22 protein-coding genes and 1 tRNA gene are annotated in these 24,213 nt (G+C 67.0%); 14 read left to right on the plus strand and 9 right to left on the minus strand.

Translation table 11 applies throughout. The annotated features are described in order from the left end of the window. Positions 1-83: 83 nt before the first annotated feature. From nusA to EDC29_RS09470, 8 genes are all read left to right on the plus strand, one after another. The gene (nusA, locus tag EDC29_RS09435; protein WP_123140220.1) at positions 84-1,580 is read left to right on the plus strand and encodes a transcription termination factor NusA; all 1,497 of its coding nucleotides are present in this window, start codon (positions 84-86) and stop codon (positions 1,578-1,580) included. Between the two features lie 18 nt (positions 1,581-1,598). Continuing rightward, positions 1,599-4,307, plus strand: coding sequence for a translation initiation factor IF-2 (infB, locus tag EDC29_RS09440; protein ID WP_123140221.1), 2,709 nt, complete (start codon positions 1,599-1,601; stop codon positions 4,305-4,307). A gap of 22 nt (positions 4,308-4,329) precedes the next feature. Continuing rightward, complete coding sequence (gene rbfA / locus EDC29_RS09445) at positions 4,330-4,722, plus strand: 30S ribosome-binding factor RbfA (RefSeq protein WP_123140222.1); 393 nt, start codon at positions 4,330-4,332, stop codon at positions 4,720-4,722. 2 nt (positions 4,723-4,724) lie between these two features. Beyond that, on the plus strand, positions 4,725-5,648 hold the full coding sequence (gene truB, locus EDC29_RS09450) for a tRNA pseudouridine(55) synthase TruB (protein WP_123141826.1): 924 nt from the start codon (positions 4,725-4,727) through the stop codon (positions 5,646-5,648). A gap of 163 nt (positions 5,649-5,811) precedes the next feature. Then, the gene (rpsO, locus tag EDC29_RS09455; RefSeq protein ID WP_062276050.1) at positions 5,812-6,081 is read left to right on the plus strand and encodes a 30S ribosomal protein S15; all 270 of its coding nucleotides are present in this window, start codon (positions 5,812-5,814) and stop codon (positions 6,079-6,081) included. 188 nt (positions 6,082-6,269) lie between these two features. Next, positions 6,270-8,369, plus strand: coding sequence for a polyribonucleotide nucleotidyltransferase (gene pnp, locus EDC29_RS09460; RefSeq protein WP_123140224.1), 2,100 nt, complete (start codon positions 6,270-6,272; stop codon positions 8,367-8,369). 101 nt (positions 8,370-8,470) lie between these two features. Further along, on the plus strand, positions 8,471-9,217 hold the full coding sequence (locus tag EDC29_RS09465; protein WP_123140225.1) for a competence/damage-inducible protein A: 747 nt from the start codon (positions 8,471-8,473) through the stop codon (positions 9,215-9,217). A gap of 147 nt (positions 9,218-9,364) precedes the next feature. Continuing rightward, a complete protein-coding gene (locus EDC29_RS09470) occupies positions 9,365-10,327 on the plus strand; it encodes a SphA family protein (protein ID WP_132229581.1) in 963 nt (320 codons plus the stop codon). Positions 10,328-10,376: 49 nt separating this feature from the next. On the opposite strand, the gene EDC29_RS09475 is transcribed toward EDC29_RS09470, so the two are convergent. The 3 genes from EDC29_RS09475 to EDC29_RS09485 all read right to left on the minus strand — a co-directional run bounded on the left by EDC29_RS09475 (position 10,377) and on the right by EDC29_RS09485 (position 12,249). Further along, positions 10,377-10,787 (minus strand): PilZ domain-containing protein, encoded by a 411-nt coding sequence (locus EDC29_RS09475; protein WP_123141823.1) that lies wholly within the window; start codon positions 10,785-10,787, stop codon positions 10,377-10,379. A gap of 94 nt (positions 10,788-10,881) precedes the next feature. Beyond that, on the minus strand, positions 10,882-11,718 hold the full coding sequence (locus EDC29_RS09480) for a sirohydrochlorin chelatase (protein WP_123141822.1): 837 nt from the start codon (positions 11,716-11,718) through the stop codon (positions 10,882-10,884). Between the two features lie 15 nt (positions 11,719-11,733). Further along, positions 11,734-12,249, minus strand: a complete 516-nt coding sequence (locus EDC29_RS09485; RefSeq protein WP_132229583.1) for a YbaN family protein — start codon at positions 12,247-12,249, stop codon at positions 11,734-11,736. 155 nt (positions 12,250-12,404) lie between these two features. Between EDC29_RS09485 and EDC29_RS09490 the strand changes: the two genes are divergently transcribed. After that, on the plus strand, positions 12,405-12,815 hold the full coding sequence (locus tag EDC29_RS09490) for a YidH family protein (RefSeq protein ID WP_123140230.1): 411 nt from the start codon (positions 12,405-12,407) through the stop codon (positions 12,813-12,815). Here EDC29_RS09490 and EDC29_RS09495 read toward each other — a convergent pair whose 3' ends face one another. Further along, positions 12,816-13,241, minus strand: a complete 426-nt coding sequence (locus EDC29_RS09495) for a hypothetical protein (RefSeq protein WP_123140231.1) — start codon at positions 13,239-13,241, stop codon at positions 12,816-12,818. Between the two features lie 141 nt (positions 13,242-13,382). Between EDC29_RS09495 and EDC29_RS09500 the strand changes: the two genes are divergently transcribed. The 5 genes from EDC29_RS09500 to EDC29_RS09520 all read left to right on the plus strand — a co-directional run bounded on the left by EDC29_RS09500 (position 13,383) and on the right by EDC29_RS09520 (position 21,126). After that, a complete protein-coding gene (locus tag EDC29_RS09500; RefSeq protein ID WP_123140232.1) occupies positions 13,383-14,465 on the plus strand; it encodes an adenylate/guanylate cyclase domain-containing protein in 1,083 nt (360 codons plus the stop codon). A gap of 142 nt (positions 14,466-14,607) precedes the next feature. Further along, a complete protein-coding gene (locus EDC29_RS09505) occupies positions 14,608-14,919 on the plus strand; it encodes a hypothetical protein (protein ID WP_062276070.1) in 312 nt (103 codons plus the stop codon). 93 nt (positions 14,920-15,012) lie between these two features. Then, a complete protein-coding gene (locus EDC29_RS09510; RefSeq protein WP_132229585.1) occupies positions 15,013-15,543 on the plus strand; it encodes a hypothetical protein in 531 nt (176 codons plus the stop codon). A gap of 115 nt (positions 15,544-15,658) precedes the next feature. Then, positions 15,659-20,179: a PAS domain S-box protein gene (locus EDC29_RS09515; protein ID WP_132229587.1), complete on the plus strand. Its 4,521-nt coding sequence runs from the start codon at positions 15,659-15,661 to the stop codon at positions 20,177-20,179. Beyond that, positions 20,176-21,126, plus strand: a complete 951-nt coding sequence (locus EDC29_RS09520; RefSeq protein WP_242465967.1) for a diguanylate cyclase domain-containing protein — start codon at positions 20,176-20,178, stop codon at positions 21,124-21,126. Before EDC29_RS09515 ends, EDC29_RS09520 begins: the two co-directional genes overlap by 4 nt. 167 nt (positions 21,127-21,293) lie before the next feature. Here the strand turns inward: EDC29_RS09520 and EDC29_RS09525 are convergent. From EDC29_RS09525 to EDC29_RS09545, 5 genes are all read right to left on the minus strand, one after another. Further along, positions 21,294-21,368: transfer RNA gene (locus tag EDC29_RS09525), tRNA-Val, on the minus strand. A gap of 160 nt (positions 21,369-21,528) precedes the next feature. Next, entirely contained in the window at positions 21,529-22,419 is an 891-nt protein-coding gene (locus EDC29_RS09530; RefSeq protein WP_132229589.1) for an alpha/beta fold hydrolase, read from the minus strand. Continuing rightward, positions 22,416-23,027 carry a flavin reductase family protein gene (locus tag EDC29_RS09535; RefSeq protein ID WP_123140235.1) on the minus strand — a complete coding sequence of 204 codons (612 nt, stop codon included), beginning with the start codon at positions 23,025-23,027 and terminating at the stop codon, positions 22,416-22,418. The genes EDC29_RS09530 and EDC29_RS09535 overlap by 4 nt, the downstream gene beginning before the upstream one ends. A 14-nt stretch (positions 23,028-23,041) precedes the next feature. Continuing rightward, positions 23,042-23,425, minus strand: a complete 384-nt coding sequence (locus tag EDC29_RS09540) for a cupin domain-containing protein (protein ID WP_123140236.1) — start codon at positions 23,423-23,425, stop codon at positions 23,042-23,044. Next, complete coding sequence (locus tag EDC29_RS09545) at positions 23,422-24,150, minus strand: transposase (RefSeq protein WP_123140237.1); 729 nt, start codon at positions 24,148-24,150, stop codon at positions 23,422-23,424. The genes EDC29_RS09540 and EDC29_RS09545 overlap by 4 nt, the downstream gene beginning before the upstream one ends. Positions 24,151-24,213: the final 63 nt, after the last annotated feature.

The raw sequence follows: 24,213 nt of genomic DNA on the forward strand, positions 1-24,213 counted from the left end.
GCCGTCGTGGCCGCCGGGCGTACTCTCAACGCGCCGCGGCCCGTCGGGTATGGGGTGCAAGTTCTGAGTTCGGATTAGGTTGAATGAGCAAAGAGATCCTACTGGTCGTTGAGGCCGTTTCCAACGAAAAGGACGTCCCCGCAGGTGTCATCTTCGAGGCCATCGAGGCTGCGCTGGCGTCTGCAACGCGCAAGAAGCACGGCGGCGAGATCGATGTGCGTGTCGCCATCGATCGCAAGACCGGCGACTATTGCACCTTCCGCCGCTGGGAGATCGTCCCCGATCCCGAGGACGGCATGCTCGAGGCCCCGGCGCGCCAGATCACCGCGTCGGCCGCAGCCGTGCTCGAGCCCGAGCTCGATCTCGGCGATTTCATCGAGGAGGAGATCGAGTCCGAGCTGTTCGGACGGATCGCCGCCCAGACCGCCAAGCAGGTCATCGTGCAGAAGGTGCGCGAGGCCGAGCGGGCGAAGATCGTCGACGCCTTCATCGATCGCAAGGGACAGCTCGTCACCGGCATCGTCAAGAAGGCCGATCGTGGCACCATCCTGCTCGATCTCGGCAACAACGCCGAGGCGCTGGTGCCGCGCGATCAGGTGATTCCACGCGAGTCGGTGCGCCCCGGCGACCGGCTGCGTGGCTATCTCTATGACGTGCGCTCCGAGCCCAAGGGGCCGCAGCTGTTCGTCAGCCGCACCGCGCCGGAGCTGCTGATCGAGCTGTTCAAGCTCGAGGTGCCCGAGGTCGGTGAGGGTCTGATCCAGATCATGGGGGCGGCGCGCGATCCCGGCTCGCGCGCCAAGATTGCCGTGCGTACCGCCGATCCGCGAATCGATCCGGTTGGTGCCTGCGTCGGGATGCGCGGATCGCGTGTCCAGGCCGTGTCTGATGAACTCAACGGGGAGCGCGTCGATATCATCCTCTGGGACGAGAACCCCGCGCAGTTCGTCATCAATGCCATGTCTCCGGCCGATGTCGTCTCGATCGTCATCGACGAGGACGCTCGCAGCATGGATGTCGCGGTCAAGGAAGAGAACCTGGCCCAGGCGATCGGCCGTTTCGGACAGAACGTCCGACTGGCCACGCAGCTCAGCGGCTGGGAACTCAACGTCATGAACGAAGCGGATGCCGCAGCCAAGAGCGAGCAGGAGGCCAACCGCTCGGTGCAGTCCTTCATGGACCAACTGGGCATTGATGAGCAGTTGGCCGCGGTGCTGGTGGAGGAAGGCTTCACCAGTGTCGAAGAGGTCGCTTACGTGCCCCTCGCCGAGATGCAGGCCATCGAGGAATTCGACGACGAGACAGTCGAGCTGCTGCGCGAGCGCGCCAACGATCTGTTGCTGACACGCGCCATCGCCTCCGAAGAAGAAGAGGCCCCGGCGGACGATCTGCTCGAGATGGAGGGTGTGGACGAGGCCTTGGCCGACGCACTCGCTGCGCGAGGTGTTTCCTCGCGCGAAGATCTCGCCGAGCAGTCGATCGACGAACTCATGGAAATCGAGGGCATGGACGAAGAGCGGGCTGCGCGCTTGATCATGAAGGCACGCGAACCCTGGTTTGTGCAAGCCGCAGAGGAATAGAGGTTTATAGGTCAGTCCATGAGTGAAGTTACCGTCAAACAACTCGCCTCCACGGTCGGAATCCCGGTCGAGCGTCTTCTCACCCAGCTGAACGAGGCGGGGATCAGTGCCAATGGCGCCGATTCCACCTTGACCGAGCAGGAAAAGAAGCAGCTGCTCGGCTATCTGCGGCGCAGCCACGGCAAGGAGGAGGGCGGCGATAGCGCCGACTCCAGCGAGGTCTCGGTCAAGCGCAAGTCGGTCAGCGAGTTGCGTCAGCCTGCCGCCGCCGGCGCCCGTACCGGCGCGCGTCCCGCACCCACCGTGCGTGGCAAGACCGTCAATGTCGAGGTGCGGCGCAAGCGCACCTACAAGCGCGCCGAGCCCGGTGCCGGCGGCGCTGGACGTCGTTCCGGTCCGGATCGTCGTGGTCGGGGTGGCAACGACCGCAAATCGACGAGCACGGCGCTCGACGACAACCGTCGCCGCGCCGAGCTCGAGGCGATGCGCGCCGAACAGGAAGCGCGTCGTCTCGCCGAGCAGGAGGAGCTGGAGCGCCGTCAGCGCGAGGAAGAGGCCAAGCGTCGCGAGGAAGAAGCCAAGCGTCGCGCCGAGGCCGAGGCCGAGGCCGAGCGCCTCCGTGCCGAAGAGGCCAAGCGTGCCGCCGAGGCACCGCCAGTCGTCGAAAAGCCCGTTGCTGCCGAGAAGGCCGCCGAGCCGGATGCCGGCGCCGACAAGAAGCGTGCCCCCGGCCCGAGTCGTCGCGCCGCCGCCGAGCCCGTCAAGGGCAAGAAGACCGTCAAGAAAGGCGTCGAGAGTCGCGATGATCGCGATGATCGTGGTGCCAAGAAGGGCGCACGCAAGGACGTGCGTGGCGGTCGTCGAGGCGTCGATGACGACAGCGCCGGTCGTCTGCGTCGCCGGCGCAAGGCCGGCAAGATCCAGGTCAGCGACAAGCACGCCTTCCAGAAGCCGACCGCACCTGTGGTGCGCGAGGTCGAGATCCCGGAGACCATCTCGGTCGGCGAGCTGGCCAACCGCATGTCGGTGAAGTCCTCGCAGGTGATCAAGGAGCTGTTCAAGCAGGGCATGATGGTGACCATCAACCAGAGCCTCGATCGCGACACCGCCGCGATCCTGGTCGAGGAGATGGGCCACAAGCCGGTGTTCGCCGACGAGCGCGATGCCGAGGACGTGCTGCTCGACGAGTTCGAGGAGCGGGTCGAGCAGGCCGAGCAGGTCACCCGTCCGCCGGTGGTGACCATCATGGGTCACGTCGACCACGGCAAGACCTCGCTGCTCGACTACATCCGTCGCACCCGCGTCGCCTCCGGTGAGGCCGGTGGCATCACCCAGCACATCGGTGCCTATCACGTCGACACCCCGAAGGGCACGATCTCCTTCCTCGACACCCCCGGCCACGCTGCCTTCTCGGCGATGCGTGCCCGTGGCGCCCAGGTCACCGACATCGTCATCCTGGTGGTCGCGGCCGACGACGGCGTGATGCCGCAGACGATCGAGGCGATCCAGCACGCCCGTGCCGCCGAGGTGCCGCTGATCGTTGCGGTCAACAAGATCGACAAGCCCGAGGCCAACCCCGACCGGGTGATGCAGGAGCTCACTCAGCACGAGGTGGTGGCCGAGGAGTGGGGCGGTGACACCATGCTGGTGCGCGTCTCGGCCAAGGCCGGTGACGGCATCGACGAGCTGCTCGACGCCATCCTGTTGCAGTCCGAGGTGCTCGAGCTCAAGGCCCCGGTCGAGGGTCCGGCGCGTGGCGCCATCGTCGAGTCGAGTCTCGACAAGGGCCGTGGTCCGGTGGCCACGGTGCTGGTCCAGGCCGGTACCCTGAATCGTGGCGACATCATCGTCAGCGGTGGCGAGTACGGTCGTGTACGTGCCATGTTCGACGAGACCGGCAAGCCGGTCGACTCGGCCGGTCCCTCGATCCCGGTGCAGGTGCTCGGTCTCTCCGGCGCGCCCAACGCCGGTGACGACGTGATTACCGTCAGCGACGAGCGACGTGCCCGCGAGGTCGCCGAGTTCCGTGCCGAGCGGCTGCGTCAGCATCGCTTCGAGGAGCAGCGCGGCGCGAGCCTCGACCAGCTGTTCAGCCAGCTCAAGGACGGCGAGCAGAAGAGCGTCAACCTGATCGTCAAGGCCGACGTGCAGGGCAGTCTCGAGGCGCTCAAGGAGAGCTTGGTCAAGCTCACCAACGACGAGGTCAAGGTCGCGCTGGTCGCCACCGGCGTCGGCGGTATCACCGAGTCCGATGCCAACCTCGCCGTCACCTCCAATGCCATCCTGCTCGGCTTCAATGTCCGTGCCGATGCCGCCGCGCGTCGCGTGGTGGAGGAGAAGGGGCTCGATCTGCGCTACTACAGCATCATCTACGAGCTGATCGACGACGTGAAACAGGCCATCTCCGGTCTGCTCAGCCCGATCATCACCGAGGAGATCATCGGTCTGGCCCAAGTGCGTGATGTCTTCCGCTCGTCGAAGTTCGGCGCGGTCGCCGGCTGCATGGTCACCGAGGGCACGATCAAGCGCAACAACCCGATCCGCGTGCTGCGCGACAACGTGGTGGTCTACGAGGGTGCGCTGGAGTCGCTGCGTCGCTTCAAGGACGACGTCCCCGAGGTCAAGGCCGGCACCGAGTGCGGTATCGGCGTGAAGAACTACAACGACGTCCAGGAAGGAGACCAGATCGAGGTGTTCGAGCGTACCGAGCGGGCGCGTCAACTTTGATCAGCTACGGTTACAACCCAGCATGAAGGAATTCGACCGCACCGAGCGGGTCGGCGCCGAGCTGCAGCGTACGCTGTCGGTGCTGCTCCGCGACGAGGTGAAGGACCCGCGTCTGACCAGCATCACCATTCAGGAGGTGCGGGTCACGCGCGACCTGGCGCACGCCAAGGTCTACTTCACCTGCTTCCCGGACGACGTCGATCACGCCATCCAGGAGCGACTGCTCAACGGTCGGCTCGCCGGATACCTGCGCCGTGCACTGGCGCAGCGTGTCCGTCTGCGGGCCATCCCTCAACTGCATTTTGTGTTCGATGCCTCGATCGAGCGCGGGGCCCGGCTCTCCGCGCTGATCGACCAAGCCGTCGGTGCGACCGACCGGAACGACTCACAAGACACCGACGTGGAGCGTGACTAACGATGGCAGCGCGCCGTAGACCGGGACGCAAGATCACCGGCATCCTGCTGCTCGACAAGCCCTGTGGGCTGAGCTCGAACGACGCGCTGCAGCGCGTCAAGCGGTTCTATCAGGCCAAGAAAGCCGGTCACACCGGCAGTCTCGACCCCCTGGCCACCGGGCTGTTGCCCTGCTGCCTGGGCGACTCGACCAAGTTCTCCACCTATCTGCTCGATGCCGACAAGCGCTATCGGGTGCGGGTGCGCCTGGGGGTGACCACCACCACCGCCGACGCCGAGGGCGAGGTGCTCGAGACCCGTCCGGTCGAGGGTGTCGACGAGGCGCGGGTGCGCGAGGTGATCGCCGGTTTCATCGGCACCATCTCGCAGCTGCCGCCGATGTACTCGGCGGTCAAGCACCAGGGGCAGCGACTCTACAAGCTCGCCCGTCAGGGGGTCGAGGTCGAGCGCACCCCGCGCGAGATCGAGATCTTCGCGCTCGACCTGATCAGCTGTGAGCTGCCCGAGATCGAGCTCGACGTGCACTGCTCCAAGGGGACCTACGTCCGCACCCTGGCCGAGGACATCGGTCGCGAGCTCGGCTGTGGGGCCCATGTCAGCGCGCTGCGCCGCACCGGGGTCGGGCCTTATCGCGAGGGCGAGACCGACTTCGTCACCCTCGATCAGGTCGAGGCAATGGCCGGGGCCGAGGAGGGCGCGCTGGCTCAGCTCGACGCCCAGCTGCTCGGGCTCGACACCGCACTCGGTCACTGGCCGGCGGTGCGACTGTCGGCCGATGCCGCCTTCTATCTGCGCCAGGGTCAGGCGGTGCTGGTGCCGCAGGCGCCGACCGAGGGGCTGGTACGGCTCTATGATCCCTCCGAGCAGTTCCTCGGCGTCGGCTGCATCCTCGACGACGGCAAGGTCCAGCCGAAGCGATTGATTTGAACGTTTCCAGTCCTCCGCGCCGTTGCGGTGCGGAGGACGTCATCGCGGGCGTGCCCCGCGCACACCACGACAGGTCGGATTCCCTGAGGTCATTGTCGGAGGATCCATCCGGCGGCGCCGGATCTGTGCCTGTCCATCGTCACCCTCATCCAGGAGACACCCAATGACCATGACCGCAGAAGACAAGAAGAAGATCGTCGAAGAGTACCGTCGTGGCGAGAGCGACACCGGCTCCCCCGAGGTGCAGGTTGCGCTGCTCACCGCGCGTATCCAGCAGCTCACCGATCACTTCAAGGAACACAAGCACGACCATCACTCGCGCCGTGGCCTGGTGCGCATGGTCAACTCCCGGCGTAAACTGCTCGACTATCTCAAGCGCAAGGATCTCGATCGCTACCGCGACCTGATCGCGCGCCTGGGGCTGCGTCGCTGACGCGTACTCGAAGGCTCGAGGACCGGACCGCGAACGCGGTTCCGGTCTGGCCGTCGGCGCTGTCTCTGATGTGACCGGCGTCAGCGTCGACAACCACCCTGCCAACCCCGGCGAGCATCGGCGCCAGGCGGTTAGCAGGGGTCCACGGCCCGAAGCTTCGACGGACCATACACCCCGAGGATTTACCTGTGATTCCCACCCCTATCGTTAAACAGTTCCAATTCGGAAATCAGACCGTCAGGCTCGAGACCGGCGAGATCGCGCGCCAGGCCGATGGCGCCGTCCTGGTGAACATGGAAGACACCGTGGTCCTGGTGACCGTGGTCGTGGACAAGCGCCCCGGTGTCGAGCGCGACTTCTTCCCGCTCACCGTCGACTACCAGGAGAAGACCTACGCCGCTGGCCGCATCCCCGGTGGCTTCTTCCGTCGCGAGGGTCGCCCGAGCGAGGCCGAGATCCTCACCGCCCGTCTGATCGACCGCCCGTTGCGGCCGCTGTTTGCCGATGGATTCAAGCGTGAGGTGCAGATCATCGCGACGGTCAAGTCGCTCAACCCGGCGGTCAACCCCGAGGTGCCGGCGCTGATCGGTGCTTCCGCGGCGGTGGCCCTGGCCGGTCTGCCCTTCAACGGCCCGATCGGTGCTGCCCGGGTCGGCTACAAGGACGGTGAATACATCCTCAACCCCCCGGTGGTCGGTCTCGGACCGGACTCCGATCTCGACCTGGTGGTCGCCGGCACCGAGCAGGCGGTGCTGATGGTCGAGTCCGAGGCCCGTGGTCTCTCCGAGGAGGTGATGCTCGGTGCCGTGCTGTTCGGTCACGAGCAGATGCAGGTCGTCATCGAGGCGATCCGTGAACTTGCCGCCGAGGCCGGCAAGCCGCCCTTCGAGTGGAGCGCCCCGGAGCGTGACACCGCGCTCGCCGACGCCGTCGCCGAGGCCTGTGGCACGCGCATCGCCGAGGCCTATCGCATCCACGACAAGAAGGCGCGTTACACCGCGCTCGACACCATCCGCGCCGAGGCCCTGGCCGCGCTGTGCGAGGGCGAGGACGCGGCCTGGACCGAGCAGCAGGTGATGGGCGAGATCGAGGGGCTGGAGAAGCGCACCGTGCGTTCGGCGGTGATCGCCGGCGAGCCGCGCATCGACGGCCGCGACAACGCCACCGTGCGCCCGATCACCATCCGCACCGGCGTGCTGCCGCGCACCCACGGCTCGGCCCTGTTCACCCGTGGCGAGACCCAGGCGATGGTGGTCACCACCCTGGGCACCGAGCGTGACTCGCAGATCATCGACGCACTCGATGGCGAGCGGCGCGAGCACTTCATGCTCCACTACAACTTCCCGCCCTTCTGCGTCGGTGAGTCGGGTCGTGTCGGCAGCCCCAAGCGCCGCGAGATCGGTCACGGGCGTCTGGCCAAGCGTGGCGTGCTGGCGGTGATGCCGAGCATCGAGGAGTTCCCCTATTCGGTGCGCGTGGTCTCCGAGATCACCGAGTCGAACGGCTCGAGCTCGATGGCCAGCGTCTGCGGCACCAGCCTCGCGCTGATGGATGCCGGCGTGCCGATCAAGTCCCCGGTGGCCGGTGTCGCCATGGGGCTGATCAAGGAAGATGATCAGTTCGCGGTACTCACCGACATCATGGGCGACGAGGACCACCTCGGCGACATGGACTTCAAGGTGGCCGGTACCGCCGAGGGCGTCAACGCCCTGCAGATGGACATCAAGATCGAGGGCATCACCAAGGAGATCATGGAGATCGCCCTGGAGCAGGCCAAGGCCGGGCGTCTGCACATCCTCGAGGAGATGAACAAGGTGCTGTCGACGCCGCGCGAGGAGATGTCCGAGCACGCGCCGCGCATCATCGAGTTCAAGATCCACCCCGAGAAGATCCGCGACGTCATCGGCAAGGGCGGTTCGGTGATCCGCTCGATCACCGAGGAGACCGGCGCCACCATCGACATCAACGACGAGGGCGTGGTGAAGATCTTCTCGGTGGCCAAGTCCGCCGGTGAAGAGGCGAAGAAGCGCATCCGTCTGATCACCGCCGATGTCGAGGTCGGCAAGGTCTACGAGGGCAAGGTCGCGCGGCTGATGGACTTCGGTGCCTTCGTCACCATCCTGCCCGGTCGCGACGGTCTGGTGCACATCTCGCAGATCTGCGAGGAGCGGGTGCAGAGCGTCAGCGACAAGCTCTCCGAGGGCGACGTGGTGCGCGTCAAGGTCCTCGAGGTCGACAAGCAGGGCCGTATCCGCCTGAGCATGAAGGCGGTCGAGCCCGGCGAGTGATCGCGGCCCCTCGGGGCCGGATCGATCGACCGTGAAAAGGGGGGCCGCAAGGCCCCCTTTTTTCGTTGAACAACCCCTGTTGACAGGAGCGATTGACAAAGATGGCAACCGAGACCCAACAGCGCTTCGGGCTGATCGTGATCGGTGACGAGGTGCTCAACGGCGCGCGTCGCGACCAGCATCTGGAGCGTTTCAAGGAGATGATCGGCGGTCGCGGCCACGAGCTGGCCTGGCAGTGGATGCTGCCCGACGACCCCGAGGTGATCACCGCGCACCTGCGCTTCTCGATGGCGCGCGCCGAGCCGGTGTTCGTCTGTGGCGGCATCGGCGCCACCCCGGACGACCATACCCGCGGCTGTGCGGCCGCTGCCGCCGGGGTCGCGCTGACCCGCCATCCCGAGGCGGTGGCGCTGCTCGAGGAGAGGTTCGGCGAGGCGGCCTATCCGCACCGGATCCTGATGGCCGAGCTGCCCGAGGGCTGCGCGCTGATCGACAACCCGGTCAACCGCATCCCCGGTTTCGTGGTGCGTGACCACTGGTTCCTGCCGGGTTTCCCGAAGATGGCCTGGCCGATGGCCGAGCAGGTGCTCGAGACGCGCTACGGCCTGGCCGCACGCCAGCGCGAGGTCGCACTCAAGGTGCGCGGTATCCCCGAGAGCCAGTTGGTCCCGCTGATGGAGCGTTTCGGCGAGCGTTTCCCCGAGTTGAAGATGTTCAGCCTGCCGCACATGGACGAGGATCCGCACATCCTGCTCGGCTTCCGTGGTCGCGATCGGCTCGAGGAGGCGCTCGCGGCGCTGCGCGAGGCGTTGGGCGATGCGCGGATCGAGGAGGTCGCGCCGCGCTGAGCGGCCCAGGCTTTGCCAACCGCCCTGCATTCCTCTAAGATCCGCGCGGTCTTTTCGTGTGCGATCGATCATCATTCTGGGGCGGGCGAGCGACGGTTCCGGTCGTCGCTCAGCCCCGCGCCATCAAGACGACAGCGAGGTGTGTGCATGGGCGTGCGAGGATGGAAGGCGGCGGTCGCCGCCGTGGGGCTGGTCTGGGGACAGGGCGCGCTCGCCTATGATCTGCCGGCGGTCAATCTCGGGTTCACCAGCTTTCTCGATGGCGGTCCGCCATCCGGGCCGGGCTGGTATGCCAGCCAGTATCTGCAGTTCTATCGCAACGGTGCGCTCAAGGACGCCGCCGGCGATGATCTGCAGCTCCCGACCCCACGCGGGCTGGAGCGCGCCGAGCTCGACCTCAACCTCAGCCTCACCCAACTCGTCTATCAGTCGGATCAGCCGCTGCTGTTCGGCGGCAAGTGGGGCATGGACCTGATCCTGCCGCTGGTCGATTTCGATCTCGACCCCGGCGACAACTTCGCGCTCTCGACCAATGGGGGTAATCTCGGCGATATCCTGGTCGGTCCCTTCCTGCAGTGGGATCCGATCATGGGGCCGAACGGGCCGCGCTTCATGCACCGCATCGAGCTGCAGATGCTGCTCCCGACCGGCAGCTACGACGCCGACGCCCCGATCAACGCCAGCAGCAACGTCTTCTCGTTCAACCCCTACTGGGCCGCGACCCTGTTCGTCAATCCGCGCTGGACCGTCTCGTGGCGTCTGCACTATCTGTGGAACGCCGAGAACAACGATCCCTTCAAGGGGCTCGGCGCCGAGGACACCCAGGCCGGACAGGCGATCCACATCAACTTCTCCACCGCCTACGAGGTGTTGCCCAACCGGCTGCGTCTGGGTATCAACGGTTACTATCTCGAACAGATCACCCGCTCCAAGATCGACGGCGAGTCGGTCGCCGACAGCGAGGAGCGGGTATTCGCCGTCGGTCCCGGGGCGCTCTATCACCTCAGCCCCCACGATCATCTGTTCTTCAACGCCTTCTGGGAGACCGGCGCCGAGAACCGCCCCGAGGGCGCGCGGATGAACCTGCGCTACGTCCATCACTTCCATTGATCGTCTCCGCGCTGGCGGCATCGATGTCGGTTGTCGGTGTCGCCGTCGCTCAACCAGAGGGGAAGTCGGCGGCATGGCGCCGGATCCATTCCTCTGCGGCCTGTTCGCTGCTGAGTTCGCGTCCCTGGGTGATACGTACCCGGCGCCGGTAGTGCTCGATCCGACAGACCTGTTCGACCATCCTGAGCTGGTAGCTGGTCTCGTCGGTGGCGAAATGGACCCCCACCTCGAACAGACCGCGGCGCGGTCTGCACCACACCACCACCCCCTCGGCGCAAAAGGGCGGTTGGGCGACCGGGATCTCGACCTGGATGGATTCGCCGACCGGTAGCCGTCTGCAGGAGAGGAAACAGAGTCCGCCCTGACCGATGTTGCACAGCCGGTTGCGCCGCCGGCGGTTGCGGTTGGGCAGTCGGTAGTGGATGGGGATGTCCGAGGGGTGACGGAGAAAGCGGCGCATCTTGGCTCTGCGGCTGCACGAACAGAGGTCGTATCGGGCAAGGATGGGGGAGACCGAGGATCGCCTCAAGCGCCCTGCGAGTCGCGCTGCCCGGTCAGAGTCGGTGATGCGTCGCCCGTTGCCGTAGTCGCGCGGCGAGGATCTCGGGGAGCAGCGGGTGCTCCCCGACCAGCCCGGAGACATGGATGCGCAGCCCGGCATGGGCCTGTTCGGCCCGGGCGCAGATCTCGGCGATGTCGCCGCCTGGGCCGGCATGGCGGCCGGGTGCGAGAAACAACATCGAGAGAAAGATCGGCGAGTCGCACTCGTTGCCCGCGAGCCGTTCGAGCTGTTGCTCGAGCAGCGGCCCGTTGAAGTCGTAGGCCGCTCCGGGGCGGCGCTCCATCACCGCCTGATCCAGCTCGATCACCTGACCAAGTCGCTCGGCTAGGCGTGCCGCCAACCAGGCGCGCACCGCGCTGACCTCGGGGTTGGGTGAGCCGTGATCGACCAGGATCACCCGTCGTGGCCGATCGCCGGTGGTCTCGGCAAGGCGTGCGAGTTGCTCGGCGAGGATCCGGGTGAGCAGGGGTTCGCCCGCCGGCAGCGGGCAGAGCTCGGGGGCGAGCCGCAGGGCGAAGTCGCCGTGGCGCGCGCGCAGTCGCGCAACGAGCGCGGGCACGGCCTCGGTGAGTGCGGCGCTGGGACCGAAGAACAGTGGCAGGATCAGGAAATCGCGCGCGCCGGCGCTGAGACGCGCCTCGAGCAGGGGTTCGAGCAGCGTCGCGGGCCGACCGTCGAGCCGATCGGCGGGGATGCGATCGGCGTGGGCGAGCGAGACCGGCTCGATCGGCAGGCCGCAGCGGGCGCCGAGCGTCTCGGCCAGACGACGCAGGGCGTCGACCGCGGCTGCGCGGCGCGAGCCGTTGTCGAGCAGCAGGACCGACTCCATGATGGTCGAGAGGGATCAGCGCGAGACGCCGCGCGTCTCGGTGACCGGCTCGGCCGAGCAGACCAGCTCGTCGAGTCCGACCCGAACCTGCGCTTGCTGCTGACGGGCTCGGCGGCGGTGGCGATTGTCGGGGCGGGTGGCGATCCAGGTGGCGACCAGGGCGAGGATGGTGGCCACGGTGAGCGCCGGCCACAGCCCGGGGCCGATCAGCGAGAACCAGATCAGATAGCTGCCGGCCATGCTGAGGATGGCGGCCTTCTTGCCGGTGGGGCAGATCTCGCCGTGTTCGAGGAAATCGCGGATCGACTCACCGAAGCGCGGATGATCGATCAGGAAGCGTACCCGCTCGGGACGACTGCGCAGCCACAGCCAGGCGGCGCAGATCCAGAACACCGTGGTCGGCATCAGCGGCACCAGCATGCCGACGAAACCGAGGCCGAAACAGCACCAGGCCAGGAGATTGAAGATCTGACGGCGATGCGATCCGAGGATCGCCTTCAGCTTGGCGGGGATGCGAGCGCTGACCTGCATTGGGAAACCCTGTCTGAACGAACGGTCGATGGCATGGGGACGGCGCAGGTCGAGGGGCCTGGGCGATCCGTGACTCGAGGGGCATAACTATAGTCGTTTACCACGCCCCTGTCCCGGTGACCGGGGCGGTGACACCAGCACCAGGAGGGGCGTCGATGTCCGCCTTGCAGGATCCCCGGGTACTCTTCGCCGCCGAGCGTACGCTGCTGGCCTGGACCCGAACCAGTCTGTCGCTGCAGGCCTTCGGGTTCGCCATCGATCGTCTCGGGATGGCGCTCGATCAGTTCGCGCCACTTGCCCGGCCGCCGCTGGCGCGGCCCCTCAGTCTGCTGCTCGGGGAGTGCTTCATTCTGCTCGGGGCCGGCTGCGCGCTGTACTCGGTGCGTCAGCACCGGCGGGTGTTGCGCACCCTGGCGCCGGAAGAGATTCCGGCAGGCTATCTGCTGGGCGGCGGGGTCGTGCTCAATCTGCTGCTGGTGCTGCTCGGCGGGCTGGTCGGCGGCTACCTGCTGCACGAGTACGCCTGGGGCGGGGCGGCCCCGCCCCAGCCCGCCGGCAGCGGTTGATCAGCGCGTGCCGACCTGGACCCCGTGATCGGCCAGCCACTGGGTGTCGAGCAGCCAGTCGACACGCTCGACCTGGGGCTGGGCGAGGATCAGCCCCTGGGCGCGTTTCTGGTGGTTGATCAATTCCTGTTGGGCAGCAATCATCTTGGGATCATCCTGCGCCTTGTTGGCGAGGTTGGGATGGATGATCTCCAGGAAGCGGATCGCCGGGATGTCGAACGAGCGCGGCGTGGAGATGGTGGCGACACCATCGCTGAAGGCGCGGACACGGAACTGGTAGGGATAGGATGAGAGCATCGAGTCCTCGACCAGGATCTCGTCGAGTTCCCAGACCGCCGGCTGCCAGGCCGACTTGAGCCACAGCCCCATCAGGCCGATGGCGATGAGGCCGAGCACGATGCTGTAGATCCGTGTAAAACGATCCATGAATGCTTGTCTCCGGTTCGGATGGGGGGAGGCGATGCTGCGATACTGCCCGAGTTCTGAGGATGAATCAGCTTCGCCGATCGAGGGATCGAACCCCATGAAGATTGTCAATTTCTGACGCGGTGGAGTTCGTCCGGTCTCATGCAACATCAAGATAAACAACTGCTGTTCGCGCGAATCCTCGCTGCGATCGAGGGAACCGGCAACGCCCCCTCGGCAGCGGTCGAGATCGAGGCGCTGCGAGCACGGTTGAGCGACCAACTCGACGACTTCCTGCTCGAGTCCCAGCCGATCGTCGCCACCGAAGCGACCGTGGTGATCGCCGATATCCGTGGCTTCACCGCACTGGTCGAGTCACAGCCGGTCGAGGTGATGGTGCGGTTGCTCAACCGCTTCTTCACCCGCATGGTCGAGCTGGTCACCCGCTACGGCGGGGTGGTCGACAAGTTCATGGGGGACTCGGTGATGGCCGTCTTCGGCGTCCCCGAGCGGCGTGACGACGACCTGCTGCGCGCGCTCGCCTGCGCCGTGGAGATGCAGCGGGCGATGGTCGCGCTCAACCGCGACCATCGCGCCTGGAACGAGCCGAGCCTCTATGCCGGGGTCGCGGTCAGCAGTGGTCGCTTGATGGCCGGGAGCTTCGGTTCGCCGCTCCACAACGAATACACCGTCATCGGTGATCCGGTGAACCTGGCCGCGCGGATCGAGAACTACAGCCTGCGCGGGCAGGTCCTGCTCAGCGAATCGGCCCAGGCCGGCGCCGGCTCGCATATCGAGATCGGTGCGGTCAACCAGGTCACCGTCAAGGGCAAGACCGGTCCGGTCACGCTCTATGAACTCAAGGCCGTCGACTGGCCGCAGCGCCTCGAGGTCCCCGAGGTCGAGCCGCGCAAGGCGCCGCGGATCTCGGTCGACTTTCCGGTGGAGTTCCGTCAGGTGGTGGCCAAGCGCATCCTCTCCGAGTCCTTCGTCGGCAAGGTGCACGACCTCAGCTATTATGGGATGAGCGCCGACCTGCCTATGGTGCTGCCGCCCTGCACCGAGATCCTGCTCTCGCTCGCCCCCGAGATCGGCTCCGGCAAGGCGATGGAGGTCTATGCGCGGGTGCTGCGCTCCAGGCGCGACAAGGGGAGTTATCGTACCAGCCTGGAGTTCACCGCCATCGATACCCCCAGTCACCGCCGGGTCAAGCGTTATGTCGATCACATGCTCTGGGGACACTGATGGGTGTCAGGTCGTTGATTTTCAGTCCCTATCGGCAATAATGCCGACACCCGTCCGGCCTGACGGGCGAGGCGCCCGATACCGGGTGTGACCGCGCCCTGCTGATGCCTCGCCGCGACCGACGCCCGAACCGACAGCGCTCATGCAAATCTCCAACGCCTCGCTGCATCCGCTCTATCCGCTGCCGCTCGATCAGCAGCGCGAGCGCGATCCCCAGGCGACCCCAGAGCAGCTGCAGCCGCGTGCCGATCAGGCCGAGCGCATCGCCCGGCCGGTGGCCGAGGTCGAACGCGCCGAGCGCCTGCAGGCGCGCAAGGAGTCTCGCGACCTGCTCGTCGCCAACAGCGGGACCGACCCGCGCACCCGCCGTGCCCTCGACGCCTACGAGTCCGTCCAGCAGCACCAGGAGCGGGCCTATGTCGAAGAGGTGCTGGGCGTCGACGTCTACGCCTGATCCCGTCATTCGAGGACTCCGCCCTTCCGAGCCTTCCGAAACCCGTGCCGCTGGGGCAGACTGACGAGAAACGAGCAGCCCCGGGAGACCATGATGCGCCATGCAGCAGAGGGTGAGTCGGCAGCGACCGTGTCGAGCGCGGGTGACGACCTATGGCCGGGCGCCGACTATCAGCGCCAGGTCGAGCGGTTGCGGCACGCCGTCGGTGAGACCATCTATCTCGTCGAGTTGATCGAGGGCGTCGGCCAGCTCGGCGCCCATCTCAGCGATCGTCCCTGCGAGCTGCTCGCGGTGCTCGACTTCCCGCGTCCCGATCCGGCGCGCGGGCTGGCGCCGCACCTGGTGTTGCTCGACGATGGTCGTGGGCTGAACCTGGGGCGCGTTGCGCGGATCAGCCGCCGCCCCTTCGCGCCGGGCGCGACGGATCTGCTCTATCTGGATGCTGTCGCCGAACGCCGGGTGCTGTTCGCCGAGCGCCGGCTGTCGCCCACGTTCATCGCCGAGCGCGCCCACCGGGTGCTCGGACAGACGCTCGGGTGCGCACCCGTCACCGATCGCAAGACCCTCAGCGCCTCGACCGACACCGCGCTCGAATCGCCGGGGCCGGCGCCGGCGGGCGAGTAGCGGCCGGTCTCGTGCCCGGACCGCTTCGTCGGCAATCGGCGGGCCGGGGGGTTTAAAGGCGCCGCCGTGCGCCGATTATATCCATGCAGTGATACTTTCCGCGGAGGCAGGGAGCATGAGCTGGAGGGCATTGCAGGCAGCTCAGCTGGTCTGGCTGATGGTTGCGGCCCTGGCCTCCCTGGTCGGTGTCGGTTTCGCCGCCTGGGCGGCGACCCAGCAGGTGACGGGGCGGCTCTTCATCGAGAGCGAGCAGGCGGCGCTGCACGACACGGAGACCCTGCAACGGATGTTGGGCGAGGTCGGTCGTGACCTGCGCTATCTGACCCAGGGTCGGGCGCTGAACGCCTGTGCCGATGAACTGGGGGCGAGCCAGTCGGCGCTGCAGCGCGACTGGGGGGCCTTCATGACGGCCAAGCCGCAGTACGACCAGGTGCGCTGGATCGACGAGACCGGCATGGAGCGCGTGCGTATCGATCAGTCGCCGAAGGGGCCGCGCGCGACCGCGCCGATCGCGTTGCAGGACAAGTCGGCGCGCTATTACTTCACCGCGACCATGGCGTTGGCGCTCGGTGAGATCTATGTCTCGCCGCTCGATCTCAATGTCGAGTACGGCGGGGTCGAGCAACCCTTCAAGCCGGTGCTGCGCCTGGCCGCGCGCGTGGCCGATCGCAGCGGACGCGACTGCGGCATCATCGTCATCAACTATCTGGGCGTGCGTCTGCTCGATGCGCTGGGTGGCGTGCGTCAGACCAGCACCTGGCTGCTCAATCACGAGGGCTACTGGCTGCGGGCGACACGCCCCGAGGATGCCTGGGGGTTCATGCGCGGGCGTCCCGAGCTGAACCTCGCGGTACGTCACCCCGCCGCCTGGTCACGGATCTCCGGCGCGATGCGTGGCCAGTTCGAGGACGATGACGGTCTGTGGAGCTTCGACACCCTGGTGCCAGCGCAGGTGGTGGCGCGTGATCCGGCGCGGTTCGAGGATGCCGCCGCCGGCGCGTGGAAGGTGGTCGATCATGTGCCGCGCGGGGTCTATCGCGCCGAGCTCATCGCCGTCTGGTTGCGCTATGCCACCATCCTCACCGGGCTGCTTACCGTCATCCTCGGCGCGGGTTGGGCGCTGCAGCGCAGCCAGCGCCGGGTCGAACGGATGCGCGAGGCGGCGCTGCGTCTCGAGGCGCAGCGAGGCCTGTTGAGCTTCATCGACCAGGGGCTCGCGGGGATGATGGTGATGTCCCCGCAGGGAGAGTTGCAGCAGGTCAACGCGCGTTTCTGCGAGATCGTCGGTCGCGATCGTGATGACCTGATCGGCCGGCGCTGGTCGGATCTCGCCACCTCCGAGGATCCGCAGGCCGATGCGCGGATGTTCGAGACCGTCCTGCAGCAGGGGCGTTCGTGCATGCTCGACAAGCGCTGCCATCGTGCCGATGGCGAGGGCATCTGGGTGACGGTGGCCGTTGCGCCGGTACGTGATGGTGGCGGGGTGGTGACCGACATCGTCGCCCTGGTGCTCGACATCACCGAGCAGAAGCAGGCCAAGGAGCGGTTGCGCCACAGCGAGGAGCGGTTGCGACTGGCCGTCGATGCCGCCGAGGCCGGGGTCTGGACCTGGGACATCGGTGATGACGTCCTCTTCTTCAGTGATCGCTGCAAGGCCCAGTTCGGCCTCTCGGCCGATACCGAGGTCAGCTATCGACGCTTCCTCGAGGCGCTGCACCCGGCCGATCGTGAACGGGTCGACGCCCTGGTGCAGCGCTCGGTGCACACCGGAGAGGACTATGCCACCGAGTACCGGACGCTGTGGCCGGATGGCACCGAGCACTGGATCAGTACTCGCGGTCGACTCTATCCCATCGCCGGGCGCGAGCGCGGCCAACTCGGTGGCATCACCCTGGACGTCACCCGACGCCGCCGCATCGAGGCACGGCTGCAGGCGATGACGGCGCGTCTCGAGGCGCTGCTCGAGGCACTGCCGGTCGGGGTCGGCTTCACCAATACGCTCGACTGTCGTCGCGTCAGCGGCAATGCCGCACTGCGACGTCTGTTCGGGCTCGGCGACGATGACAACCTCTCAGCTTCTTCGATAGAGCCTGACGCCTTTGGTTCAAAGGTCCGCTACTGTCTCGATGGCCGGCAGCTGACGGCCGATGAGCTGCCGCTGCAGCGTGCGGTGCGCGAGGCGCGATCGATCCCCGCCTCGGAGCTGGAGGTGTCTCTCCCCGATGGTCGTCAGTGGACGGCCGAGGTTGCCGCCGCCCCGCTGTTCGACGAGGACGGTCAGTTGATCGGCGGCCTGATCGTGGTCAGTGATGTCAGCGCGCGCAAGCAGGCCGAGCGTGATCTGCAGGCACTCAATCTCGACCTGGAGCGTCGGGTGGAGGCGCGCACCGCCGAGGCGCGCGCGGCCAGTGCCGCCAAGAGTGACTTCGTGGCGAACATGAGCCACGAGGTGCGCACACCGATGAACGCCGTGCTCGGCTTCCTCGAGATCCTGCTCGATACCCCGCTGCAGCCGGAGCAGCGTGAGCTGGTGGGCAAGGTCAGGCGCTCGGCCCGGGCGCTGCTGGGGTTGCTCAACGACATCCTCGACTACTCCAAGCTCGACGCCGACAAGGTCGAGCTGGAGACGGCCCCCTTCGTGCTCGATGAGCTGTTGCGTGAGAGCGCCGAGCTGTTCGCCGTCACTGCCGCGGAGAAGGACGTGGAGCTGCTGATCGACGCGCCTCGTTCACTGAGCGGTTGCTATCGTGGCGATGCGCTGCGTCTGGGGCAGGTGCTCAACAACCTGCTCGGCAACGCCATCAAGTTCACCGATCAGGGACATGTCGTCCTCGCGGTGCGGGGCGAGGGGGAGGAGGAGGGGCGGCGGTGGCTGCGCTTCGAGGTGCGCGATACCGGTATCGGGATCAGCAGCGAGCAGGTCGTGCGGTTGTTCCAGCCCTTCAGCCAGGCCGATCTCTCGACCACGCGCCGCTTCGGCGGAACCGGGTTGGGGCTGACCATCTGTGATCGACTGGTCCGGCTGATGGGCGGTGATATCGGTGTCGACAGCCGCGAGGGCGAGGGCAGTCTCTTCTGGTTCTCGCTGCCGCTCGAGATCGCTGATGGCGAGGTTGTTTCGAATCATGTCGAGGCGCTCACGCCCGGGCGGGTGCTGGTGGTCGATAGCCACGCCGAGGCGCGCGAGATCCTCGCGCGTTATCTCGGTAGCTGGCGCCTGGCGGTCGACAGTGTCGCCGACACCGACGATGCGCTCGGACGGATCCTGCAGGCCGATCAGCGGGGCGAGCCCTTCTCGCTGGTGCTGGCCGATTGGCGAATGCTGCGTCATGACGGGCTGTGGCTGCTCGATCAGATGCATGGCGCCGCCGCGCTCGGTCATCGGCCGGCTACCGTGGTGATGGTCTCGGCCTATGAGCACCAGGCGCTGTTGCGAGCGGTTGTCGAGGCGCCGGTGAAGCCCGAGAAGGTGTTGAAGAAACCCTTTACCCAGTCATCCCTGTTCGATGCCATCATCGGGCTGCAACAACATGGGCAGGTGGGCCTGCCCGAGCCCCGTCCCTTCGAGGCCAGTCCCTATGCGGGTGCCGAGCGCATCCGTGGCGCGCGGGTGTTGTTGGTGGAGGACAATCACACCAACCAGGAGATCGCACTGGCGATGCTCGGCAAGATGGGGCTGGAGGTGAGCATGGCCGACAACGGTCGCGAGGCGCTGGCGCGCTTTGCCGAACAGCCGCCAGACCTGGTGCTGATGGACCTGCAGATGCCGGAGATGGATGGTTTCGAGGCCACTGCCGCGCTCCGTGCCACCGCGCGGGGGCGTGAGGTGCCGATCGTGGCGATGACGGCGGCGGCATTCGAGAGCGATCGCGAGCGGGTGAGTGCCGCGGGGATGAACGACTTCATCGCCAAGCCCGTCGATCCGCGGCAGCTCGTCTCGGTGTTGCTGCGCTGGTTGCTCGATGGCGCCGAGTCCGAGGGCGAGACGGCGGCGGTGGATGTCGCCGCAGGGGCCGCACCGAGCGAGGAACTCGACCTGGCCTCGGTACGCGAGCGACTCGACGACGACGACGCCTTGCTGCGGGTCGTCCTCGATGGTTTCCTGCGCGATGTCGCCGACTGGCCCGCGCAGTTCGCCGCCGCCCGCAGCGGCGGCGATGGGCCGGGCGCGCTGCGTCTGGCGCATACCCTCAAGGGGGCGGCGGGCAATGTCGGCGCGGTAGGGGTGCAGCATGCGGCGCAGGCATTGGAGCGTGCGCTGGCCTCGACGACGGTCGACGCCGAGACCATCGACGGGCTGGAGGCCGAGTGTCTGGCCGCGCTCGACTCGGGCATCGTCGCGCTACGCACTGCGCTGGCCACCGACCTTGCCGCCGAGGGAGATATTGCCGCGAGCGAGATCGATGACGGCGGGCAGGATCTGGATGCCGCGCGGACGCTGATCGCGGAGCTGGAGTCGCTGTTGCAGGGGCACCGCATGGTGCCGGATGAGCTGTTGCGGCAACTGCGCGCGCGCCTGAGTGGACATGAGGCCGCTGAACGGGTCGATACCCTGCTGGCGCAGGTCGATGGGTTCGCCTATCCGCAGGCCCTGGAGACACTGCAGATCATGAGCGAGAGGTTGACATCATCATGAGTGCGCCGATCGTCGATATCCGCGACCCCTATGATGGCCTGACCGGGCCGGAGCGGCCGCGTCTGCTGGTGGTCGAGGACGACCCTACCAGTCTGCGCCTGATCGCCAGGATCCTCGGCGAGACCTACACCCTGATCATTGCCACCAACGGCAAGGATGCGCTGCGTCTGGCCGCCGACGCCCCCGAGCTGATCCTGCTCGACTACCATCTGCCCGACATCGACGGACTGGACGTGTGTCGGCAATTGCACGCCAACCCGCTCACCGAGGAGATCCCGGTGATCTATGTCACTGGCGATCAGGACCCCCACCTCGAGGCCGAGGGGCTGCAGGCCGGAGCGATGGATTTCGTCACCAAGCCCTACTCGGCGGCGGTGCTGCGGGCGCGGATCAACACCCATGTGCAACTCAAGCGCAAGAGCGATCTGCTCGCGCTGCTTGCCGAGCGTGATGGCCTGACCGGGGTGGCCAATCGGCGCGTCTTCGATCAGCAGCTCGAACGCGAATGGCGGCGCGGGCTGCGGCACCGGACGCCGCTCTCGGTGGTCATGGTCGATGCCGACCACTTCAAGTCCGTCAACGATACCTGGGGGCATCTGGTCGGGGATGAATGTCTGCGTGGCATTGCCCGCTGTGCCGCTGTGCACCTGAAACGCCCGGCCGACCTGCTGGCGCGTTATGGGGGTGAGGAGTTCGTGCTGCTGCTGCCCGAGACCGATGCCGGGAGCGCCCGTGCCCTTGCCGAGATGATCCGCGAGGAGATCCGGACCCGCTTTGCCCAGGCCTCGGCCGAGCGCGGCGAAGGCCCCTGTCTGACCGCGAGCTTCGGCTGCGCCACCATCATTCCCGATGAGCAGGCATCGCCCGAGACGCTGCTGCGGGTTGCCGATCGCAATCTCTATCTGGCCAAGACCGGCGGGCGCAATCGTGTCGAGCCTGCGCTGTGAGCGGTAGGTGCCAAGCGCCGAGATTGATCGGTATCAGGTCGTCGGGTGAGTTGATCGACGGTTGGGGAGAGGCGTGGGCGCAGGTGCACCCGGGGACCGATGGGTACGGTCGGTGTGATCGGCGGACATAAAAAAAGCCGGCTTGAAGCCGGCTTTTTTGCGGAATTTGGTGGGCGCAGGTGGGATCGAACCACCGACCCCTGCCGTGTGAAGGCAGTGCTCTCCCGCTGAGCTATGCGCCCCGAAGAGGCTGCAAATATTAATGCCGCCCCCGGGGTTCGTCAACCCCCGGTCACGATTTTTTTCTTCTTTCAGGTCTGGCCCTGCTGGTCGAGGTCGCCGGGGGTGGGATCTGTGTGCGTCGTTGCGCTGTGCTGGCGCGGATGCTCGACTGCTGTCGTGTCAGTCATGGACTGTGATCAGCCCCTTGAGGATGCCGTGGCCGTGACGGACCGGTAGCGAATAATGCCCCTCGCCGTGGAGGATGCGTGCGCGACAGTCGGGGAGGTGGCGCGCGTACCAATGGGCATGGGCGACCGGGACGGTGTTGTCGGTATCGCCGTGCCAGAGGGTGATCGCCCGGTCGACGCGATCTGGCTCGAAGCCCCAGGGACGCGGGTAGAGGTGGAGGTCGCGCCGGGCGCCGTGAGCGCCATCGCGCATCGCGTCGACGATGGTGCGATCGAGCGCGGCGGTGACCTCGGGGCGGTCGAGCACGGCGCGATCGGGGGCGGCTGCGTTGCGATAGCGCAGCCGTGCGACCACCTCGGGACGGGCGGCGAGCAGCGCCGGGATGGGGCCGGTGTAGAAGCGGTTGGTCAGGCGCGGGAGACGGCGTGCGAGCGACAGGCTGGCGCGCACGCCCGGGGCCATGGTGCGACGGACCGGCGCGAGATAGATCGGCCCGAGCGGGCAGATCAGCGTACAGCGTCCGATCCGCGCGGGCAGGGCGGCGAGGCAGGCCAGCGCATAGGGACCGCCGCCGGAGACGCCGATCAGATCGAAGCGGTCGATACCGAGCCGCTCGGTCAGCTCGGCAAGATCGGCCGGCCAGTCGTGGATCTGGCGTCCCGGCCGATCGCTGGAGAGCCCGTAGCCGGGGCGGTCGGGGGCGATCAGACGAATGCCCTCGATGCGCGCGGCCTGGTGTAGCAACCCCGCCTCCTGGCGTGAACTGGGAAATCCGTGACAGTAGCAGACCGGGTGACCGTCCGGCACACCGTATTCGGTATAACCGAGCTGACGCCCGTCGCCCAGCCTCAGGCGGCGATCATGCGGTGCGGGGATGGTCATGCCGGTGGGGTGTCTCTGTCGGTGTGGGCTCGGGCGCGCCAAGCACGGATGGCCTCGGCGTCGGTGGCGCGGTCGGCGGCATAGCGTCGATCGAGCTCGGCCAGCCGTGCATCCGGTGCGCGGCCCAGCCCGGAGACCGTCAACGCCGGCGCCGCCGTGCCGGCGTGTCCGGCATCGTGCGCGGCAAGCAGGTAGACACTGCGATCGCCGATCTCCAGACGCTGCTCGACCTCGGTGTCGAGCCAGGCGAGGGCGGCACCATAACGCGGCGTACCGCTTGGGGTGCGCGCGACCTCGAGTCCGGCGAACTTGTCGTGATGGTGCCCGCTCGCCAGAGCGAAGCGCCACACCGCCTCGAGATCGTCGGCGTGCAGCAGGTGCAGCACGGCTCGACCGCTGCGTTCGATCAACCCCCAGGTGTGATGATGACGGGCGACGGTGAGCAGGAGTCGGGGCGCCTCATGGACGATCGAGGCGCGGGTCACCGAGCTGGCGATGAAGCCACCTCGGTGCGTGCCATCGCTGGCGGTGACCAGCCACAGCGGTGGGTCGTAGAGACCGAACACCTCGGCGATGGTTGCGGCGGACTGGGGCGAGGGCGCTCGCATACGAATCTCCGGGGTCAGTCGCGCGGTGCCGGGTCGATGTCCTGATAGACCTCGGGGCGGAAGCGCGGGGTACAGATGGCGAGAAAGACCAGATCATCGGTGCCGGTGTTGGCGATGCGCTGGGGGGTGGCGGCAGGGATGCGGACCAGGTCGCCGGGTCCGACATCCCGGTCGGTGCCGTCGTCGAGCGCGATGCGTCCGCTGCCGCGGAGGATCAGATAGCGCTCGGTGGTGGCCGCGAGCCGATGCAGACGGGTGGCGGTGCCGGGTGCGACCCGGGCGCGCGCGATCGAGACCTCGGGGTCATCGGCCCGGTTCCAGGTCTCGAGAATGAAGCAGCCTTCCTCGAAGAAGTACTCCGCCCCGGGGTCGGGGCGGTGGATCTCGATGGTGCTCATTGCGTTGCGGCCGCAGCGGCCGCGCGTCGCCGATAGGCCGCCGAGCGCCGATCGCCGCCCCGGGGGCGGGGCTGCGGGCGACGGTTGAGGGCGCTGGCGATGCGTGTGCAGAAGGCGTCGTCGCCGAGTACCCAGGCCTTGTTGGTGGAGTCGCGGATGCGCCCGAGCAGTGGCTCGCCGACGGGGGTCTCGGCCAGTCGCGCATAGTGCTCGCGTCTGGCCTTCATGCTGCGTCCGAGCCGGTTGTATTCGGTGTGCGGAGTGGTCAGCGGATCGTCCTCGCCGAGCGCGTTGGCGCCGTGGCTCGACCAGCCGTAATCGGCCGGGTGATCGACCAGACCGGCGCGCACCGCGTTCGACTCGATATAGAGCGAGACGGGGAGCAGATAATCCTTGGGGTCGAGCAGGGTGGCGCGATAGCGACCCTCCCAGAGGGTGCCGGTACGTTCGTAACGGGCGTTGAAGTATTGGACGTAATAGCGCCCGACATACTGCATGAGCTTGCCGATGCCGTTTTCCTGGTGTGGGGTCAGCAACAGATGAAAGTGGTTCGGCATCAGCACATAGGCGTGGATCGAGCACTGGAACTTCTCGGTCGCCGCCTTGAGCTTCTCCCAGATGAACCAGTAGTCATCTTCCTCGAAGAGGATACGCTGACGGTTGTTGCCGCGCTGGATGACGTGCTGCGGGTAACCGGGCAGGACGAATCTTGGTAGACGTGCCATGGCTAGGGTCGGATCCGGTTGATTGCCTTACCTTGCAGTATAGCCAGCTGGCGCTGGATTGCA

The sequence above is a fragment of the Marichromatium gracile genome (assembly GCF_004343155.1).
Taxonomy (GTDB): Bacteria; Pseudomonadota; Gammaproteobacteria; order Chromatiales; family Chromatiaceae; genus Marichromatium; species Marichromatium gracile.

What these genes read in the sequence shown, in the direction of transcription:
- nusA (WP_123140220.1), top strand. Translation starts at nt 84, where the DNA reads ATGAGCAAAGAGATCCTACTGGTCGTTGAGGCCGTTTCCAACGAAAAG.
- infB (WP_123140221.1), top strand. Translation starts at nt 1,599, where the DNA reads ATGAGTGAAGTTACCGTCAAACAACTCGCCTCCACGGTCGGAATCCCG.
- rbfA (WP_123140222.1), top strand. Translation starts at nt 4,330, where the DNA reads ATGAAGGAATTCGACCGCACCGAGCGGGTCGGCGCCGAGCTGCAGCGT.
- truB (WP_123141826.1), top strand. Translation starts at nt 4,725, where the DNA reads ATGGCAGCGCGCCGTAGACCGGGACGCAAGATCACCGGCATCCTGCTG.
- rpsO (WP_062276050.1), top strand. Translation starts at nt 5,812, where the DNA reads ATGACCATGACCGCAGAAGACAAGAAGAAGATCGTCGAAGAGTACCGT.
- EDC29_RS09465 (WP_123140225.1), top strand. Translation starts at nt 8,471, where the DNA reads ATGGCAACCGAGACCCAACAGCGCTTCGGGCTGATCGTGATCGGTGAC.
- EDC29_RS09470 (WP_132229581.1), top strand. Translation starts at nt 9,365, where the DNA reads ATGGGCGTGCGAGGATGGAAGGCGGCGGTCGCCGCCGTGGGGCTGGTC.
- EDC29_RS09475 (WP_123141823.1), bottom strand. Translation starts at nt 10,787, where the DNA reads ATGCGCCGCTTTCTCCGTCACCCCTCGGACATCCCCATCCACTACCGA.
- EDC29_RS09480 (WP_123141822.1), bottom strand. Translation starts at nt 11,718, where the DNA reads ATGGAGTCGGTCCTGCTGCTCGACAACGGCTCGCGCCGCGCAGCCGCG.
- EDC29_RS09485 (WP_132229583.1), bottom strand. Translation starts at nt 12,249, where the DNA reads ATGCAGGTCAGCGCTCGCATCCCCGCCAAGCTGAAGGCGATCCTCGGA.
- EDC29_RS09490 (WP_123140230.1), top strand. Translation starts at nt 12,405, where the DNA reads ATGTCCGCCTTGCAGGATCCCCGGGTACTCTTCGCCGCCGAGCGTACG.
- EDC29_RS09495 (WP_123140231.1), bottom strand. Translation starts at nt 13,241, where the DNA reads ATGGATCGTTTTACACGGATCTACAGCATCGTGCTCGGCCTCATCGCC.
- EDC29_RS09500 (WP_123140232.1), top strand. Translation starts at nt 13,383, where the DNA reads ATGCAACATCAAGATAAACAACTGCTGTTCGCGCGAATCCTCGCTGCG.
- EDC29_RS09505 (WP_062276070.1), top strand. Translation starts at nt 14,608, where the DNA reads ATGCAAATCTCCAACGCCTCGCTGCATCCGCTCTATCCGCTGCCGCTC.
- EDC29_RS09510 (WP_132229585.1), top strand. Translation starts at nt 15,013, where the DNA reads ATGCGCCATGCAGCAGAGGGTGAGTCGGCAGCGACCGTGTCGAGCGCG.
- EDC29_RS09515 (WP_132229587.1), top strand. Translation starts at nt 15,659, where the DNA reads ATGAGCTGGAGGGCATTGCAGGCAGCTCAGCTGGTCTGGCTGATGGTT.
- EDC29_RS09520 (WP_242465967.1), top strand. Translation starts at nt 20,176, where the DNA reads ATGAGTGCGCCGATCGTCGATATCCGCGACCCCTATGATGGCCTGACC.
- EDC29_RS09530 (WP_132229589.1), bottom strand. Translation starts at nt 22,419, where the DNA reads ATGACCATCCCCGCACCGCATGATCGCCGCCTGAGGCTGGGCGACGGG.
- EDC29_RS09535 (WP_123140235.1), bottom strand. Translation starts at nt 23,027, where the DNA reads ATGCGAGCGCCCTCGCCCCAGTCCGCCGCAACCATCGCCGAGGTGTTC.
- EDC29_RS09540 (WP_123140236.1), bottom strand. Translation starts at nt 23,425, where the DNA reads ATGAGCACCATCGAGATCCACCGCCCCGACCCCGGGGCGGAGTACTTC.
- EDC29_RS09545 (WP_123140237.1), bottom strand. Translation starts at nt 24,150, where the DNA reads ATGGCACGTCTACCAAGATTCGTCCTGCCCGGTTACCCGCAGCACGTC.